23 protein-coding genes are annotated in these 15,348 nt (G+C 38.6%); 8 read left to right on the top strand and 15 right to left on the bottom strand.

The features are described from left to right. Positions 1–158 precede the first annotated feature (158 nt). The 3 genes from ACQQ2I_RS03880 to ACQQ2I_RS03870 all read right to left on the bottom strand — a co-directional run bounded on the left by ACQQ2I_RS03880 (position 159) and on the right by ACQQ2I_RS03870 (position 2,218). Entirely contained in the window at positions 159–686 is a 528-nt protein-coding gene (locus tag ACQQ2I_RS03880) for a YceI family protein (protein ID WP_431029274.1), read from the bottom strand. A gap of 237 nt (positions 687–923) precedes the next feature. Then, positions 924–1,538 carry a thermonuclease family protein gene (locus ACQQ2I_RS03875; RefSeq protein WP_431029273.1) on the bottom strand — a complete coding sequence of 205 codons (615 nt, stop codon included), beginning with the start codon at positions 1,536–1,538 and terminating at the stop codon, positions 924–926. A 92-nt stretch (positions 1,539–1,630) separates the two neighbouring features. Next, positions 1,631–2,218 carry a phosphatidylglycerophosphatase A family protein gene (locus ACQQ2I_RS03870; RefSeq protein ID WP_431029272.1) on the bottom strand — a complete coding sequence of 196 codons (588 nt, stop codon included), beginning with the start codon at positions 2,216–2,218 and terminating at the stop codon, positions 1,631–1,633. A 116-nt stretch (positions 2,219–2,334) separates the two neighbouring features. Here ACQQ2I_RS03870 and ACQQ2I_RS03865 point away from each other — a divergent pair, with 116 nt between their 5' ends. The 3 genes from ACQQ2I_RS03865 to ACQQ2I_RS03855 all read left to right on the top strand — a co-directional run bounded on the left by ACQQ2I_RS03865 (position 2,335) and on the right by ACQQ2I_RS03855 (position 4,088). Then, positions 2,335–3,054: an alpha/beta hydrolase gene (locus ACQQ2I_RS03865; RefSeq protein WP_431029270.1), complete on the top strand. Its 720-nt coding sequence runs from the start codon at positions 2,335–2,337 to the stop codon at positions 3,052–3,054. Between the two features lie 85 nt (positions 3,055–3,139). Further along, positions 3,140–3,655: a YjcG family protein gene (locus tag ACQQ2I_RS03860; protein WP_431029269.1), complete on the top strand. Its 516-nt coding sequence runs from the start codon at positions 3,140–3,142 to the stop codon at positions 3,653–3,655. A 4-nt stretch (positions 3,656–3,659) separates the two neighbouring features. Beyond that, a complete protein-coding gene (locus tag ACQQ2I_RS03855; RefSeq protein WP_431029268.1) occupies positions 3,660–4,088 on the top strand; it encodes a GNAT family N-acetyltransferase in 429 nt (142 codons plus the stop codon). Positions 4,089–4,364: 276 nt separating this feature from the next. Here ACQQ2I_RS03855 and ACQQ2I_RS03850 read toward each other — a convergent pair whose 3' ends face one another. The 6 genes from ACQQ2I_RS03850 to ACQQ2I_RS03825 all read right to left on the bottom strand — a co-directional run bounded on the left by ACQQ2I_RS03850 (position 4,365) and on the right by ACQQ2I_RS03825 (position 7,059). Beyond that, positions 4,365–4,610: a stage VI sporulation protein F gene (locus tag ACQQ2I_RS03850; protein WP_431029267.1), complete on the bottom strand. Its 246-nt coding sequence runs from the start codon at positions 4,608–4,610 to the stop codon at positions 4,365–4,367. Between the two features lie 12 nt (positions 4,611–4,622). Continuing rightward, complete coding sequence (locus ACQQ2I_RS03845) at positions 4,623–4,772, bottom strand: YjcZ family sporulation protein (RefSeq protein ID WP_431029265.1); 150 nt, start codon at positions 4,770–4,772, stop codon at positions 4,623–4,625. A gap of 63 nt (positions 4,773–4,835) precedes the next feature. After that, positions 4,836–5,201 (bottom strand): stage V sporulation protein AE, encoded by a 366-nt coding sequence (gene spoVAE, locus ACQQ2I_RS03840; RefSeq protein ID WP_431029263.1) that lies wholly within the window; start codon positions 5,199–5,201, stop codon positions 4,836–4,838. 12 nt (positions 5,202–5,213) lie between these two features. Next, complete coding sequence (locus tag ACQQ2I_RS03835; RefSeq protein WP_431029262.1) at positions 5,214–6,206, bottom strand: stage V sporulation protein AD; 993 nt, start codon at positions 6,204–6,206, stop codon at positions 5,214–5,216. After that, positions 6,200–6,655, bottom strand: a complete 456-nt coding sequence (gene spoVAC, locus ACQQ2I_RS03830; RefSeq protein ID WP_431030444.1) for a stage V sporulation protein AC — start codon at positions 6,653–6,655, stop codon at positions 6,200–6,202. The genes ACQQ2I_RS03835 and spoVAC overlap by 7 nt, the downstream gene beginning before the upstream one ends. Next, on the bottom strand, positions 6,655–7,059 hold the full coding sequence (locus ACQQ2I_RS03825; RefSeq protein WP_431029261.1) for a YhcN/YlaJ family sporulation lipoprotein: 405 nt from the start codon (positions 7,057–7,059) through the stop codon (positions 6,655–6,657). Before ACQQ2I_RS03825 ends, spoVAC begins: the two co-directional genes overlap by 1 nt. 130 nt (positions 7,060–7,189) lie before the next feature. On the opposite strand from ACQQ2I_RS03825, the gene ACQQ2I_RS03820 reads away from it, so the two are divergent. Next, on the top strand, positions 7,190–7,702 hold the full coding sequence (locus tag ACQQ2I_RS03820; protein ID WP_431029259.1) for a CotY/CotZ family spore coat protein: 513 nt from the start codon (positions 7,190–7,192) through the stop codon (positions 7,700–7,702). Between the two features lie 35 nt (positions 7,703–7,737). Here the strand turns inward: ACQQ2I_RS03820 and ACQQ2I_RS03815 are convergent, their stop codons facing one another. The 6 genes from ACQQ2I_RS03815 to ACQQ2I_RS03790 all read right to left on the bottom strand — a co-directional run bounded on the left by ACQQ2I_RS03815 (position 7,738) and on the right by ACQQ2I_RS03790 (position 12,450). Next, complete coding sequence (locus ACQQ2I_RS03815) at positions 7,738–8,028, bottom strand: 4-diphosphocytidyl-2C-methyl-D-erythritol kinase (protein WP_431029257.1); 291 nt, start codon at positions 8,026–8,028, stop codon at positions 7,738–7,740. Positions 8,029–8,121: 93 nt separating this feature from the next. Continuing rightward, positions 8,122–9,498 carry a magnesium transporter gene (mgtE, locus tag ACQQ2I_RS03810; RefSeq protein WP_431029256.1) on the bottom strand — a complete coding sequence of 459 codons (1,377 nt, stop codon included), beginning with the start codon at positions 9,496–9,498 and terminating at the stop codon, positions 8,122–8,124. A gap of 133 nt (positions 9,499–9,631) precedes the next feature. Then, positions 9,632–10,522, bottom strand: a complete 891-nt coding sequence (locus ACQQ2I_RS03805) for an RluA family pseudouridine synthase (protein WP_431029255.1) — start codon at positions 10,520–10,522, stop codon at positions 9,632–9,634. A gap of 12 nt (positions 10,523–10,534) precedes the next feature. Then, a complete protein-coding gene (locus ACQQ2I_RS03800) occupies positions 10,535–11,329 on the bottom strand; it encodes an NAD kinase (protein WP_431029254.1) in 795 nt (264 codons plus the stop codon). Continuing rightward, a complete protein-coding gene (locus tag ACQQ2I_RS03795) occupies positions 11,326–11,997 on the bottom strand; it encodes a GTP pyrophosphokinase (RefSeq protein ID WP_431029253.1) in 672 nt (223 codons plus the stop codon). Before ACQQ2I_RS03795 ends, ACQQ2I_RS03800 begins: the two co-directional genes overlap by 4 nt. A 60-nt stretch (positions 11,998–12,057) precedes the next feature. Continuing rightward, a complete protein-coding gene (locus tag ACQQ2I_RS03790) occupies positions 12,058–12,450 on the bottom strand; it encodes a hypothetical protein (protein ID WP_431029252.1) in 393 nt (130 codons plus the stop codon). A 122-nt stretch (positions 12,451–12,572) separates the two neighbouring features. Between ACQQ2I_RS03790 and ACQQ2I_RS03785 the strand changes: the two genes are divergently transcribed. From ACQQ2I_RS03785 to ACQQ2I_RS03770, 4 genes are all read left to right on the top strand, one after another. After that, positions 12,573–13,160, top strand: coding sequence for a CYTH domain-containing protein (locus ACQQ2I_RS03785; protein ID WP_431029250.1), 588 nt, complete (start codon positions 12,573–12,575; stop codon positions 13,158–13,160). Positions 13,161–13,175: 15 nt separating this feature from the next. After that, positions 13,176–13,874 carry a lytic transglycosylase domain-containing protein gene (locus tag ACQQ2I_RS03780; protein ID WP_431029249.1) on the top strand — a complete coding sequence of 233 codons (699 nt, stop codon included), beginning with the start codon at positions 13,176–13,178 and terminating at the stop codon, positions 13,872–13,874. A 147-nt stretch (positions 13,875–14,021) separates the two neighbouring features. Then, entirely contained in the window at positions 14,022–14,426 is a 405-nt protein-coding gene (locus ACQQ2I_RS03775) for a globin (protein WP_431029247.1), read from the top strand. After that, the gene (locus ACQQ2I_RS03770; protein ID WP_431029246.1) at positions 14,419–15,225 is read left to right on the top strand and encodes a DsbA family protein; all 807 of its coding nucleotides are present in this window, start codon (positions 14,419–14,421) and stop codon (positions 15,223–15,225) included. Before ACQQ2I_RS03775 ends, ACQQ2I_RS03770 begins: the two co-directional genes overlap by 8 nt. Positions 15,226–15,348: the final 123 nt, after the last annotated feature.

The following is a 15,348-nucleotide window of genomic DNA, read 5'->3' as shown; positions in this document are numbered from 1 at the left end:
AGAAAATCGAGAAACGTAGGTGGGAGATCAACTACCCGTAGTTAAGGGCAACAGGACGTTGGTCACGCAGGCGTTGCGCTCGCGACGTGGCGTTCTTAGCTTGCGTTCCTCTTTCAATCAGTGGGGGATAAAGACCCCCCACTGATTGAAGTTTCACTTTATCCAGCAGGGTTTAATTCTAACTCTACAATAATTTTTATCTCTTTCCCTACAAGCACACCGCCTGTTTCAAGTGCAGCATTCCATGTTAAGCCAAATTCTTCACGATTAATTTTTGCTTCTGCCTCAAAGCCGTATACTTCTTGCCCCCAAGGATTTGTACCTTTACCGTTAAATGCTGTATGGAATGTTACTTGCTTTGTAACATCTTTAATTGTTAAGTTCCCTGACACTTCATAACGATCACCAGATTTTATAATGTCTGTCGATTGAAACTGAATTGTTGGATACTGCGCTACATCAAAGAAATCAGCTGATTTCAAGTGATTGTCACGATCTTCACTTTTTGTGTTGATACTTGCCACATCAAACTCAAATGAAATATTTGCATCTGTTAAATCAGCTAAATTCGTTGCTTCTACCTCGGCTGTATACGAATCAAAGCCACCTTTTACTTTTGATACCATCATATGTTTCACTTGGAAGCCAATGTGGGAATGCGATTGGTCTACTGTATACTTTGTCATAAAAAATTCCCCCTCATTTTATCTCGAATTCGAGATATAGTATAAAAAATATATACGATTAAAACATTCCATCTATGACTAATCATGAAACATTTTTTTCGTACGCGTAAGTTTAAACTTACTATTTGTAACTTAGTTTACACATATAACTTAGTTACGTCAAGTCATGAATATCAAATTAAATAGCGCTACGGAAAAAGAAGGGACTGCCTTTTCAGACAGTCCCACATTTATAAATTATTTATTGACTGCTTCTGGATGAAACCCGTCCTTTTGGAAGTAATTATCATATGACCAGATGTTAATATCTTGTTGCTCTGCATCTGCTTGAATGTCTCGGAGTTGCTGTTCTAATGAATTGTTTGGCTTATTTACGTAACGAACAGCTGCATAACCCTCTTTTAATAACGCTTCTTGCAACATCATACCATCTATATAAATATAGGCTAATAATCGATCATAATGGTCTGTCTCAGGCCCTTTATCGAATAATAGCTGCACAGATTCAGCATTTTCTAGTAAGTTGATCGTAAATTCTTTAGCATCTTCGGCAAATGGCATTGGGTCCCCTTTATCATAATTCATCTCCGGTGTATCAATCATCAATAGACGAACTCGTTTCTTTTCACCATTCATGTTCACACTAATTGTATCGCCATCATTCGCCGATACATAGTCAACAGCAAGGGGCGTATTGCCTGTTATTTGCTCTGCCTGCTCTAATGGAATGAGTACAGAACTTTGTGTATCCTCTACTTTTTCTGGTGGTTTATCACCAAAAATCATATAAAGTGCTAGTGCCACTAAAACCGTACCACTTGTAATCAATGTTTTTATGTCTTTTAGTTTCATCGCAATTTCTCCTTGTTTCGATCATCTCAAGTAATTATCATAAGTGATTTATACTAAAAACGCCATTTACTTTCACGTAAATGGCGCACTTTTTACATATCTTTTTTTGGTTTTGGCTTATTATTTGGACCGAGCACAACAGGTGGGACATCCGCAAACGTTTCACCTTGTTCTTCTAAATCACGCATTCTATGAGCAATTCGAGATGCTGCACTAGCCGCAATACTACCAACTAAATCATCTAAAAATGTATGAATGCTGTGACCCACTTTTGTATCTAACTTTTCAATAATACCAATTTTTTGTTTATCTAAATGACCGAAAGTTGTCACCGCAATACTACCATACGTAAATACAGAGCCGAGTGCAATTGTTTCATCGACACCAAATAATCCTTCATCGTTTTCAACAATTGACTGTAATGGTTGAGATAACATTTTTTTCTCCGCTAACTCATCAAGCTCCACACCGACTAGTACAGCATGCTGCACTTCACGTTTACGTAAAACACGTTCAACCGACTTAATACAATGCTCAATTGTTAAACCGGGATTATATGTTTTTTGCATTTCATATACTATTTCTGCGATTGCTTCTACTGTAACCCCGCGGCGCTCTAATGCTGCATGTGTCGCAGCAGCTACTTCATCTGAATGCACGCGAACATTTTTGTTATTCATTACTAATCCTCATTTCTATTTTTAGTTGTGATGGAAGAAAAGCACTTCTTATATCTTACACCTTTAAGATTTAATATGATACAATTTCCTTACAACCGAGAGAAGGAGTGACATAAGTGGATAAAGGAACAGTTAAAGATATTACTTTTTACAGTGAGTCTTTACAGGAACATATGCAGCTACTGATATATATCCCTGCAAACTATACTCCACTATACAAATATAATATTTTAATCGCATCAGATGGGAAAGATTATTTCCAGTTAGGTGGAATTCCTCGTTTGGCGGATGAGCTCATTGATGATTATGAAATCGAACACTTAATTATTGTCGGTGTATCCTATAAAAGTGTAGCAGACCGAAAACGAAAATATATCCCCTCAGGCGATCAACATGAAGCATACCTTCGCTTTTTAGCGCATGAGCTAGTACCGTATTTAGATGCAGAATTTTCAACGATCCCATTAGGTTCAAATCGCGGATTAATCGGTGATTCAATGGCTGCAACAGTGTCATTACTAGCAGCGATTCAATACCCTAACACCTTTGGAAAAGCGATTTTACATTCACCTTATGTGGATGATTTAGTCATGGATAAAGTACGGCATGCTACTCAACTTGATTTGTTATCCATTTATCATGTGATTGGTACGGATGAAGATGAAGTGATTTTACACGATAAAACCGTAAAGGACTTTTTAACACCTAACCGTGAAATGCATCAACTAATGGTCAATATGGGGTTTAACACATTTTATGAAGAGTTTAAGGGCAATCATACGTGGAAATATTGGAAGCCTGACTTAAAGCGTGCTTTAATTGAAAATTTCGGCTAATCTTTGCAGTAGAATCGCGCAAATTTGTACTATCTGCTATACTGTAAAGGAATAAAAATTTCGAATTTTCGGGAGGTAATGAACTTTGAAGTACGGCATTGTTGCATTTCCATCAAAAAAACTACAAGATTTAGCGAATACTTATCGCAAACGTTATGATCCGCACTATGCGAAAATTACACCGCATATGACATTAAAGGATACGTTTGAAGCAGATGAAATGCAAATCGAAGAGATTTCTAAAAAACTTACTGAAATCGCAAATCGATTTGCACCACTTGCTATTCATGCTTCGCGTGTAAGTTCGTTCTTCCCAACGACGAACGCGATTTATTTCCGCGTTGAACCAACACCTCAGCTTGAAGACATTCATAAAGAAATTCAAGAGCAATTAAACATTGGTACACCAAAATATGTTTTCGTTCCACATATTACCATAGCACAAAAAATGACAGATTCTGAGCATGACGATATTTTTGGTCAACTTCGAATGATTGGTGTGGATGAAAAGGAAACAATCGATCGCATCCATCTTCTATACCAACTAGAAGATGGTTCATGGACGACATATGAAACATTTAGATTGAGCGGAGTTGAATGAGTTCGTGTTTAATGTAAAACTAGTTACAACAGAAGAAGAAAAACAACTCGCTTTTAATGTACGAAAAAAAGTATTTGTCGAAGAGCAAGGTGTACCGGTACACCTTGAATTAGATGAATTTGATGAGACAGCGAAACACTTTATCGTGCAAGACGGCGAAAAAACGATTGCAGCCGCTCGTGCGCGGGAAGTATCACCAGGGATTGGAAAAGTTGAACGTGTTTGTGTATTGAAAGATTATCGCGGAAAACGCCTCGGTATATTGATAATGGAGCATGTTGAGAAAGATGCGATTCAATACGGTTGGACAACATTGAAGCTCAATGCCCAATCTTATGCTGTACCATTTTATGAGAAACTCGGTTATGTAGTCACATCACCAGAATTTTTAGACGCCTATATTCCACATCGCGCAATGGAAAAAAATATTTAAATTAGAAAAGCGCAAGCACCCTCTTTAGCCCCGACATGCTGTTTACGATAGGCTCATAGTGTGCTTGCACACGAAGAGACTTTCGAAACGTCACGAAGGGCTGGTCCGCTTGCGCTAGACACTCTTTCCATTTGAAAAAGTTTATACTTTCTTATCTTAAAAAAAGACATCAGCTCATTTCCACTTAGAACGAGCTGATGTTATATGTTTAGCTATGTTAGCCTTGCTATTCGTGAAAAAAGCAGATTGCCGCTCAGTACGGATGATCTGCTTTTTTTATCGCATCATTTTTTGAATACTATTTAGATCAAGTGATTGACCATCTTGTAAAATAGATTGTACGATTTTATCTTCTAATTCTGGCGTGATTGGGCGGTTAGCCAGCTTACTTACTTTGCGTACAATTTTTCGAACTTGGCGCTCATTTTTAAAATCGGCATGCTGAATAGCATTAGCTAATGCTAAAATTTCTTCAAATGACACACCGGTCTTTTTTTCGATTTGTTTAAAAAACTGATCCATTTTTTCTCCTCCTTACACAATCACGCTCCCAACAATAATCAATAAAATGAATAATACTACGATTAACACGAACACGGAGCCATTACCGTCATTACCGCCACCGTAAGATGGACATTGGCCTCCCTGCCAGCCATAATTGTAGCCTCCACAATAGTTGCCCATAAAAACACCTCCCTTTTATTTGCTAATGTATGTTACAAAAACAACTAAAGGGAGGATATTTGTCTAATCAATTTTACCTTTTGTTTTAAAAAATAATGCGGCAATAAAACCAAAAATGATGGCTGCGCTAATACCTGAGCTCGTTACTTCAAACATTCCTGTTAATACGCCAATCCAGCCGTGTTTCTCTGCTTCAGCAATCGCCCCGTGTGTAAGAGCGTTGCCAAATGACGTAATCGGAACCGTTGCGCCAGCTCCTGCTATATCAATTAGTGGCTCATATAGTCCAAGTCCATCTAATATCGCGCCGACAACTACAAGGGTTGATAATGTATGAGCTGGTGTTAGTTTGCCCACATCGATCAGTAATTGGCCAACAACACAAATTAACCCACCAACAACAAATGCAAAAATAAATGAGTAAATCATAGCAAGTCCCTCCTACACATTAATTTCTACTGCATGCGCAATACAAGGAATGCTCTCGCCTTGCTGATACGATAACGTCGAAAGTAACGCACCTGTTGCTACTAGCAACACTTTTTTATAACGCCCTGTTCTTAACTGTAAATCAACATAACTGTAAAATACCGAAGCCGAACATCCTGCGCCGCTAGCACCAGCATTAAAACGCTGATCTTCCCCAAAATACTCTTCCCCAGCATCTCGAATTAAATTTAGTTCATCACTCTTAATACCGTCTTCTGCAAACATTGCTTTTAAAATTTTTAAGCCGATTTTACCAAGGTCTCCAGTAAAAATGACATCATAATCGCTTAGCTTTTGCTTCCGCTTTTCCAAATGGGTTGTAATGGTACTATACGCTGCTGGCGCCATCGCCCCCCCCATGTGAAAAGGATTGTCCTGTCCGTAATCGACTACTTTTCCAACCGTTGCGGCTACCATATACGGCATCCCTTCATGATACTTCCCTACAAGCGCATATCCTGCTGCTGTCACTGTCCATTGGGCGGTTGCAGGCTTTTGCGCACCATAATCGATTGGATAACGGAATTGTCTTTCTGTCGCATTATGATGACTACTCGCACCAGCAATGGCAAAATTGGATGCGCCCAGCTCTGTTAATAATCCCGCAATGATCACCGATGAAACAGCAGTTGCACAAGCTGCAAATAAACCAATAAAAGACACCGCTAACTCTCTTGCTGCAAAGCTTGTTGGGGTCATTTGATTAATTAAATCGCCACTTAAAAAATAATCGATATCTAAATTTTTAACATCTGCCTTTTTTAGCAGTACTTTACTCGCTTCTTGTATAAGCGCCATTTGCCCTTTTTCATTTGTATTTTCTTGAAATCTTTCATCATCCATAATCGAGTCAAAATAGGCTTTAAATACACTTTTCTGTTCAAGTGGTCCTGTGACAGCTGCACATGCTAAAATGGCGGGCTTCTTTTGAAACACAATTACCATGATACCACCCCAATTGATACAAGAATAAGTTTAATTAAAGCTACAAAAAATGCAGATACTACACCGAATAAAATAACTGATCCAGCAAGCTTAAACATATTGCTCCCCACACCTAACACAAGACCTTCTGATCTATGCTCAATAGCTGCAGAAATCACGGCATTCCCAAACCCTGAAACCGGTACAGCACTCCCCGCGCCGGCAAATTGGCCAATTTTACGATATAAACCTGCTCCTGTTAAAAACATCGTAATAATAATAATTGTTGCCACTGTTGGATTGCCTGCTGTTTGTTCTGTAAAGTCGAAGAAAATAATATAAAAGTATGAAATAGCTTGTCCAATCGCACAAATAATGCCGCCAACTAAAAACGCTTTTAACATATTTAAAGCAATGGGCGGCTTTGGCGTAATTTGCTGTTCAATTGTTTGGTAACGTTGCGCATCCATCATGTTTCCTCCTTTGATAGCTTGTCTAGCTTTTCGATTTTATCGCTTAGTCCTTCTTCTTCATTTTTATCAATTAATTTGGCGGATTCCCAATGCAATTTAAAATCCGTTGAAACCGTTATTTGTAATTTCGGAAATTCCTTCTCCAGTTTTTCTTTTATAGCTTCTTCGATTTTTTGCTTTTTATAGCGCATCCACGGCTTCACTTGCATTGCTACAAGTAACCTATCTTCTACGAAAATGACATTGGCGTGATCTATATTGCTTTCATTGTTGAGTATTTCTTCTAATTTCGTTGCTTTCTCCTCATCATATGTAGTGTAAAAAGTTGTAAACTTTTCACCTGTGTTACCACATCCAGCAAGTACTACACAACAACATACCGCAAGCAGTATCCTCCTCACTTCATTGCACCTCCTTTATGTACGTAGTATCACCGTTGAAAGCAAATTATATTCAATACGTGCAAACGCCCTAACACACCAAATACACTTTCATACTTTATAAAGAACTTACTTGTAGGGAGGTGAATTTATGGGTTGTGGAAGACATAATAACGTTGGCGGAGTTACTGAAGGCGGCAATTGCGTATGTGAAGTAGTGCGCGCAATTTTAGACATTCAAACTCAAGCAGTTCGAGATGATTGCTCAACATGTACAACAAACTGTTTCTTAGAGCCACTTGGTGGAATCGTGAGCCCTGCTCGCTCTTCAGCAGATACACGTGTATTTACATTACTGACTAAAACAGGTAAGCCGTTTATGGCTACTTTTGCATCAGATGAATACCCAGACGTATGTGTATCAGTATACTTCCGTGTAGAAGACGTATTCGATGACTGCTGCGCAACATTACGCGTACTAATTCCTCTATGTGAAAATGACTATCCAGTATGTTTACTATCAGATTGCGGCACTCAAGTATCACTTCATAAAGTTTGCGAGGTTAGTGGCTATGCCGCTTCAGACAGCTGTATTACAGTTGACTTAAGTTGCTTCTGCGCAGTTCAATGTATCGAAGACGTAAATCTTGGGATTTGTAACTAAAAAAAGAGAGCAGATGCATTGACGCATCCGCTCTCTTATTTTGTAGAAATATACGATATTGATTCAGCAGCAAGCCATATTTTTTGTTCCAAGGCATTGACCAGTACTTCTTCGCCATTTAGTTTTTCGATCGTACCGACTAAATGTTCATCGTTTTTTAGTTGAAAATACAATGGCCGATCTTTATTAGTCGGTCTTGAAAAATAGCGAAGCTGATGCATAATCAATGATGGCACCGACTCTTTCTTGACATAAATCGATGTACTTTCCTCTTCAATTCGCCGCGCTGGTGGTGGGGTTTGAATGTACAATAACGGATAATCCAACCTGCCACATCCTTTTTTACACTACGATATGCAAAACGCCTGCTATTCGACACAGTTCTTTGTATGATGAAACAGCTAGCCCAACAGTTCCCTCTACATAATTTCACTCAAAAACATTGTCGCCAGTCCTAAATAAATTAATAAACTTGTTACATCATTGAGTGTCGTAATAAACGGTCCTGATGCAACAGCTGGGTCAATACCTAGCTTATGCATCAGTAACGGAATAAACGACCCCGCAAGCGTCGCAACTAAAATCGAACAACAAATAGCTCCCCCGACTAACAAACCAATAATTAAATTATGCTTCCAAAAGTAAACAATGCCGACTACGATGACTGCACAGACGAGCCCCATAATGATCCCTGTTACTAACTCGCGCATCAACAGCTTCATTTTACTTTTCTCGCTCACTTCTCCCGTCGCAATCCCTCGAACAGCCACAGCAAGTGCCTGTGTGCCACTATTCCCTGAAGTACCAGAAATCAGTGGAATAAATACAGCAAGTAATGCTACTTGATCAAGTGTTGCCTCAAACTGCCCCATTAAGTTGGCCGTGAGCATTCCTAAAAATAATAGGACAATGAGCCAAGGTAAACGATTTTTGGCTGCCTTTAATGGACCCGTATCAATATCTTCTATATCGGAAATACCAGCTAGCTTCGAGTAGTCATCGCTTGCTTCTTCGTCAATAACATCGATAATGTCATCGACTGTTATAATTCCTTGTAATTCGCTATTCTCATTAATTACAGGTAAGGCTAAAAAGTTATAATCCTTCATGATTTGTGCGACTTCTTCTTGATCTGCTGTTAACTGTACCGATACGACACGGTCACTCATAATTTCACTAATGCGCTTATCCTCATCGGCAATAATGAGATCACGTAATGAAATAACTCCGGTCAATTGATGATGGTCATTCACAACGAAAATATAGTAAATGGTTTCAGCATTGGGTGCTTCTTTTCGGAGCACAGTCATGGCTGAACGTACCGTAGAACTTTCTAAAATCGATACATATTCCGTTGTCATAATAGCCCCAGCTGTATATTCAGCATACGCTAATAATTCATTAATTTCTTCAACGGTTTCGCTATCCATCATCTCTAGATAGCTTTCACGTTCTTTATTATCGAGTTCATATAAAACGTCTACTGCATCATCCGTGTACATTTCTGATAACATCGCGGCCCCATACGATGTATCCATTTCTTTCAACATGTTTTGGTATGCATCATCTTCTATTTCAATCTCTCGGAAGATGACCGCCATTTCCTGAGGAGATAAAAAATGATACATGATCTTACGTATATCAGGTCCAACCTTCTCATAAAATTGCGCTTGATCGTACGGATGAATTTCTAAAAAATGCTCACGGAATGCTTGAATCTCATGGTCTAATAATAATTGTCGCAGAAATTCTTCATCGTATAGCACATCATCTCTCTCGTTTTGTGGTTCGATCATGTTATCCCTCCTCTCAAATTCATAATAGGCATGGCGCTACCATTCGTAAATAAAATCTTTAAAATTCATACAGAAATTTAACAATCTATTTAAAATCACGAAAAGATGCTCGATTGTAGCCGAACACCTTTTTTTAGAAAATTATTTCTTGCATATCTGCTGGTAGCGGGCTATTAAAAATGAATGGTTCGCCCGATACAGGATGTGCCAATGCTAAACGTACACAATGAAGTGCTTGGCGTGCAATGAATGCGCGACTCCCACCGTATAATTCATCACCTATTAAGGGATGTCCAATATGCGCCATATGTACACGAATTTGATGTGTACGCCCTGTATATAACTTTAACCGAATATGTGAATATGGCTTATCATCTACCCAAAATTGCTTCAGCACTGTTACATCTGTATGCGCATATTGACCATCATTCCGTACTTCACGTTCAATAATACTCGTATCTTTTCTTCCAATCGGTGCAATAATCGATTGGTTCTCCACATGGCCATGGACAATCGCTTCATATTCTCGATGAATAGTTCCTGCTCGTTGCATCAGTCCTGTTAAATGATGAATATGACGATGTTTTGCAATACATATCAGCCCAGAAGTATCTCGGTCCAGTCGCGTTACAATATGCACAGTGGAGGCAATATGCTGTTGTTCAAAATAGCCTGCCACAAAATTCGCTACGCTCGCATCCGGATGCTCGCGTGAAGGAATGGTACTCATAAAGGCAGGCTTATTTAATACTAGAAGTGCCGTATCCTCATAAACAATATCGAGAACGCCTTGTTGGGGTATTAACCCATCACTCACCCGCTCTACCGGAAACTTAACCGTAATCTCATCTCCTACATGAAGAGGATAACGTACATTTTGCTCCGTACCATTTATTAAAATTTGACCTCCCTCAAACTTAATTGCCGTCAGCGCACGTTTGGAAATGCCAAAATTGCTAATCGCTTCCCGCAATAATTGTCCTTGTTGCTTCGCCATAAATGTGACAGTAAATCGTTTTTCCATATTTCCCCTCGCTTACTCATTTGAAACAAACGAGTCATGTACACGCTCCCAGAATGGGAATGGACGGAAACGGGCAAAACGAACCCGTTCATTTGCAACATTAAACGTAATCGACTTTACATCTGTTTGCGTAATTTGAATATGGTCAATCGTCATATTGAATTTTTGATCGTTTACTGGCTTCAATACACAATTATGATGGGCTGGTAACACAAGCGATGACCCCACTGTACGGAATACACGATTATTAATGGAAGCCATCTCGGTAATTTGAAAGGCATTAAGCGTTGGATGAATAATGGCTCCCCCAAGCGCTTTATTATAAGCTGTACTACCTGATGGAGTTGATACACATAACCCGTCCCCGCGGAAGCGTTCAAAATGCTTCCCATTTAACTCTACATCCATCACGAGCGTCACATCTGGCGATTTAATCGTTGCCTCATTTAGTGCCAAATATGTACTTGACGCAGCATCATGACGATGAACCTGTACTTCAAGTAATGGATATTCGACAGAATTAAACTCTTTTTTAGCAATGGATAACACAAGCTTTTCTAATTCAGATGGCTTCCAGTCTGCATAAAACCCTAAATGCCCCGTATGAATCCCGACAAATGCTACTTTATCTAAACGATGTGAATAACGATGAAAAGCATGTAAAAGCGTCCCGTCTCCACCGATTGATAATACAATATCCGGTTCTTCTTCATCAAACATTAATCCAAAGTCTTGTAAATATGTTTTCGCGAGCTCCATTAATTCATTGGATTGCATATCTCGGCGTGATTGAATAGCAAACTTCACGATTTTTCACGCTCCTTTTCTGAATTATTAAGTACTGCTGGATCTTCCTTATATTCGCTAAAATAAGCTTGTGCTTCCTGAATTTCGCTACGAATTTGACTCATTTCCTCGTCTAAACGGAACGCTGCTTCTGCGGCATTTTGCAAGCGCTGTTTAATAACCTCGGGAAATTCCCCTTTATATTTATAATTTAATGAATGCTCAATTGAAGCCCAAAAATTCATGGCCAATGTACGAATTTGAATTTCTGCTACGACAATTTTTTGTCCCTGAATCGTTTCAACAGGATATTCAATAATTATATGATGTGAACGATACCCACTCGGTTTACTATGTGTAATATAATCCTTCTCTTCAATCACTTTCATATCATCGCGCTGACGGATAAGCTCCGTAACCGCTGTAATATCATCAACAAATTGACACATAATACGCACACCCGCAATATCTTGCAATTCCGTTGCTAATTTGTCAGAAGGCTCAAACGGTACCCCTTTTTGTAACGATTTATCGTAAATGCTCGCTAAAGGCTTTACTCTTCCCGTTACAAATTCAATTGGAGAGTTTGCATTCACAATCCCAAACTGTGAACGCATTCCTTTCAATTTCACTTTTAACTCATCTACCGCTTGCTTATACGGGCTTAAAAAAACATCCCATTGTCCCAAAATAATAACCTCCCAACACCGAAATAACTTTACATTATCTCATTAGCACTTCTTGTTTCATTATACTTCATTATTTGTTAAAATCGCTTGAAATGCGGCTTCTACTGCTGTCACAAATGATTCGCCGTAGTTGTCATTTCCTTCAATATTATAAATTAATGCCTCTAGTTCTTCATAGAAATGAAGTAATTCAATTGTATTTTCCCCTACAGATAAATACGGATTTTCACCACGCTGCACTACTTCTAGTAAAGCAGGCCACATGTCTAAGCCAAAGCTTAAATAGCTAAAAGCCCCGTCTTCCTCTACAATATAAATAAAAGCATGATGATCTGAGTCAACAATTACCTGTCCAGCAGGTATAATTTGAATAGTTGATGCTTCTTCATTTACACTAAATGTAAGCTTATTGTGTACATCAACATAATTTTCGACTTTATATACGTTACGCAAGTGTAAGTCTCCCTTTCCAGTCTGTCTTTTCATATTTTAACATACCACTTACGTTGATGCAGTGGGCATTTTTGAAATACAATCTGGAAATATTGGCAGCCCTTGCAGAAAGGATACTTTAGATGAGTCAACAAATCGAAATTGAATTTAAAAATTTATTAACAAAAGAAGAATACAATCGTCTACTCACATATTTCAATATTCAGCCTGAACAAATTGTACGCCAAGAAAATCATTACTTTGATACACCTGACTACCATTTGAAAAATGCATGGAGCGGACTACGGATTCGTGTGTTACCCGACCACATTGAATGTACATTAAAGGAACGTTCTTCAGAACATGCTCATTTGGAAACAACCGATGCCTTAACAGCAGATATGGCAGCACAAATGATTCGTGGTCTTACATTTGCAGCCCCCTCTGTTGAACAGCGATTACTTCATATGAATGTACCACTAACAGAATTACAACTATTCGGCTCCCTTATTACCAACCGGGTAGAGATAGATTACGAGGGTGGAACACTTGTACTGGATCACTCTTTTTATTTGCAATGTGAAGATTATGAAGTAGAATATGAAACAACCGATGAACAAAAAGGGCTTGCTATTTTTGAGCAATTTTTAACGAAGCACCATATAAAAAAACGCTATGCAAAGAAAAAAATCGCGCGCTTTACAGATGCTTTAGCACAACAATATGAATAAAGGATGAATAAGAACATGGATATTCAGGCTTTACGAACATTAATGGAAATTCAAACGATTCAATCAATTGGTGGTAGTAATAACGAAACGAACTCAGTCCTAAATTCCAACTCATCTGCTTTCTCATCATTGATCGAAGAATTATTAGCATCTGCTTCAACTGAGCAATCTTCACAATTAAGTAATTTACTCGGAAGTGTATCCGAAAGTTCAGCAGAACAAAAGAATGTTGCGAACTATTTACAATCACTTATTTACGAAGGACAGTTAAACGTCCCACAGAGTGTACTGGAAGCACTCTCTGTATCGACGCCAACAACATCGGTAGGGGCTTCCCATACAAACTATAAAGAGGTAATAGAAGCAGCTGCAGCAAAATATAATATTCCTACGAAATTAATTGAGTCCGTCATTAAACAGGAATCAGGTTTTAAGCCAAATGCCATAAGTTCAGCTGGTGCCATAGGCTTAATGCAACTCATGCCTTCAACCGCAAAATTTTTAGGCGTAACAGACGCAACAGACCCCACTCAAAATATTATGGGTGGGACAAAATATTTACGACAAATGTTAGATAAATTTAACGGTGATATATCATTAGCACTTGCTGCTTATAACGCCGGACCTGGGAATGTCTCAAAATATAACGGGATACCACCATTTAAAGAAACTCAAAATTATGTCAAAAAAATACTAAATTCATATAATACTTAACATTTCCGTTATCCTTATTTTCCCATAGAGACGCTTTATTTGTGAATTTTCAGCGTCATTGTTAAAATAAACATAAAGATGTTATATAACGATACAGTATATAGTAAACGTATACTAAAAGAAGTGAGACATAAAGGAGTATCACCTATGAATCGAAAATATACGATTCCTTACGAGGAACTTGGTGCTGAAAAGCTTTCGGAGCTTATACATGCTTTCTATGCGCGTGTTGCAAAGCATCCACAACTCATTCCAATCTTTCCTGAAGATTTAACTGAAACGGTTCGTAAGCAAATTCAGTTTCAAACCCAGTACTTAGGTGGGCCAAATTTATATACAGAAGAGCATGGTCATCCGATGATGCGTGCTCGTCATATGCCCTTTAAAATTACCCCTGATCGTGCACAAGCTTGGTTAGAATGCATGGCTGAAGCAATGGATGAGGTTGGTTTAGACGGAAAGTTTCGTGAAACATATTTCCAACGTCTTGTTTTAACTGCTCATCATATGGTCAATGCACCGAATGAAGATGAGGAGGGATTAGATGAATAGTGTTCAATTATTATCACAGCCTGTTGCACCTTCTATTGCACATAAACCAGTAGAGTTATATATTTTTATCGACCCACTTTGTCCAAAAGCATTTGCGATGAAGGGCATATTGCGCAAGCTGCAACTACAATATGAACATTATTTCACATGGCGTTACGTACTTAGTACAGAACTATCGGCTCTCAATTCTATAACAAACCGTATGAAAGGTTGTTTGAACGGCGCAGAGCTAGACATTACACACCCAGTCTTACCTTCAATTGCTATTAAAGCTGCTGAATTACAAGGAAAACGGGCAGGTTCACGCTACTTAACAAAATTACAACAATATGCAGCTTTAAAAACCAAAAACGTAAATTCCCATGCCACCCTTCTGCAAATCGCAGATGAAATAGGTCTTGATATGAATGAATTTACAATAGATTTCGGATCAAAAGAAGCAGCCCGCGCCTTCCAATGTGATTTATACATTACAAGGGAAATGGACGTTGATGAAGTGCCAAGCATTGTGTTCTTTAACGAGTGCATTGAAGATGAGGGATTGAAGGTAAATGGTTCCTATCATTACGAGGTATATGAGCATATTTTACAAGAAATGATTGGCGAGGAACTTGTACCAAAACCGATCCCATCGTTAGAGGATGTATTCAAACGATATGAACATTTAACAACTGCTGAAGTAGCAGAAATTTTCTCCATCGATTATGTCGCAGCAGAGCGTGAATTAAAAAAACGGATGCTACAACAAAAAATCGAGCGTCTTATGACCGATGATGTTACGCTTTGGCGTTTAAAATAACGATTGTTATACAAAAATCCAGCTAGCTATGCTAGCTGGATTTTTTATGGTGCCAGCGTAGTGCCAGCTTGGTACCCGGTACGTACCGGGTACCCAAAAAAAAACAAAAGAGGCGCCCTATCC

It is taken from the genome of Lysinibacillus sp. LZ02 (assembly GCF_050613145.1).
Classification (GTDB): Bacteria; Bacillota; Bacilli; order Bacillales_A; family Planococcaceae; genus Lysinibacillus_B.
This window is presented reverse-complemented; position numbering and strand designations above follow the sequence as displayed.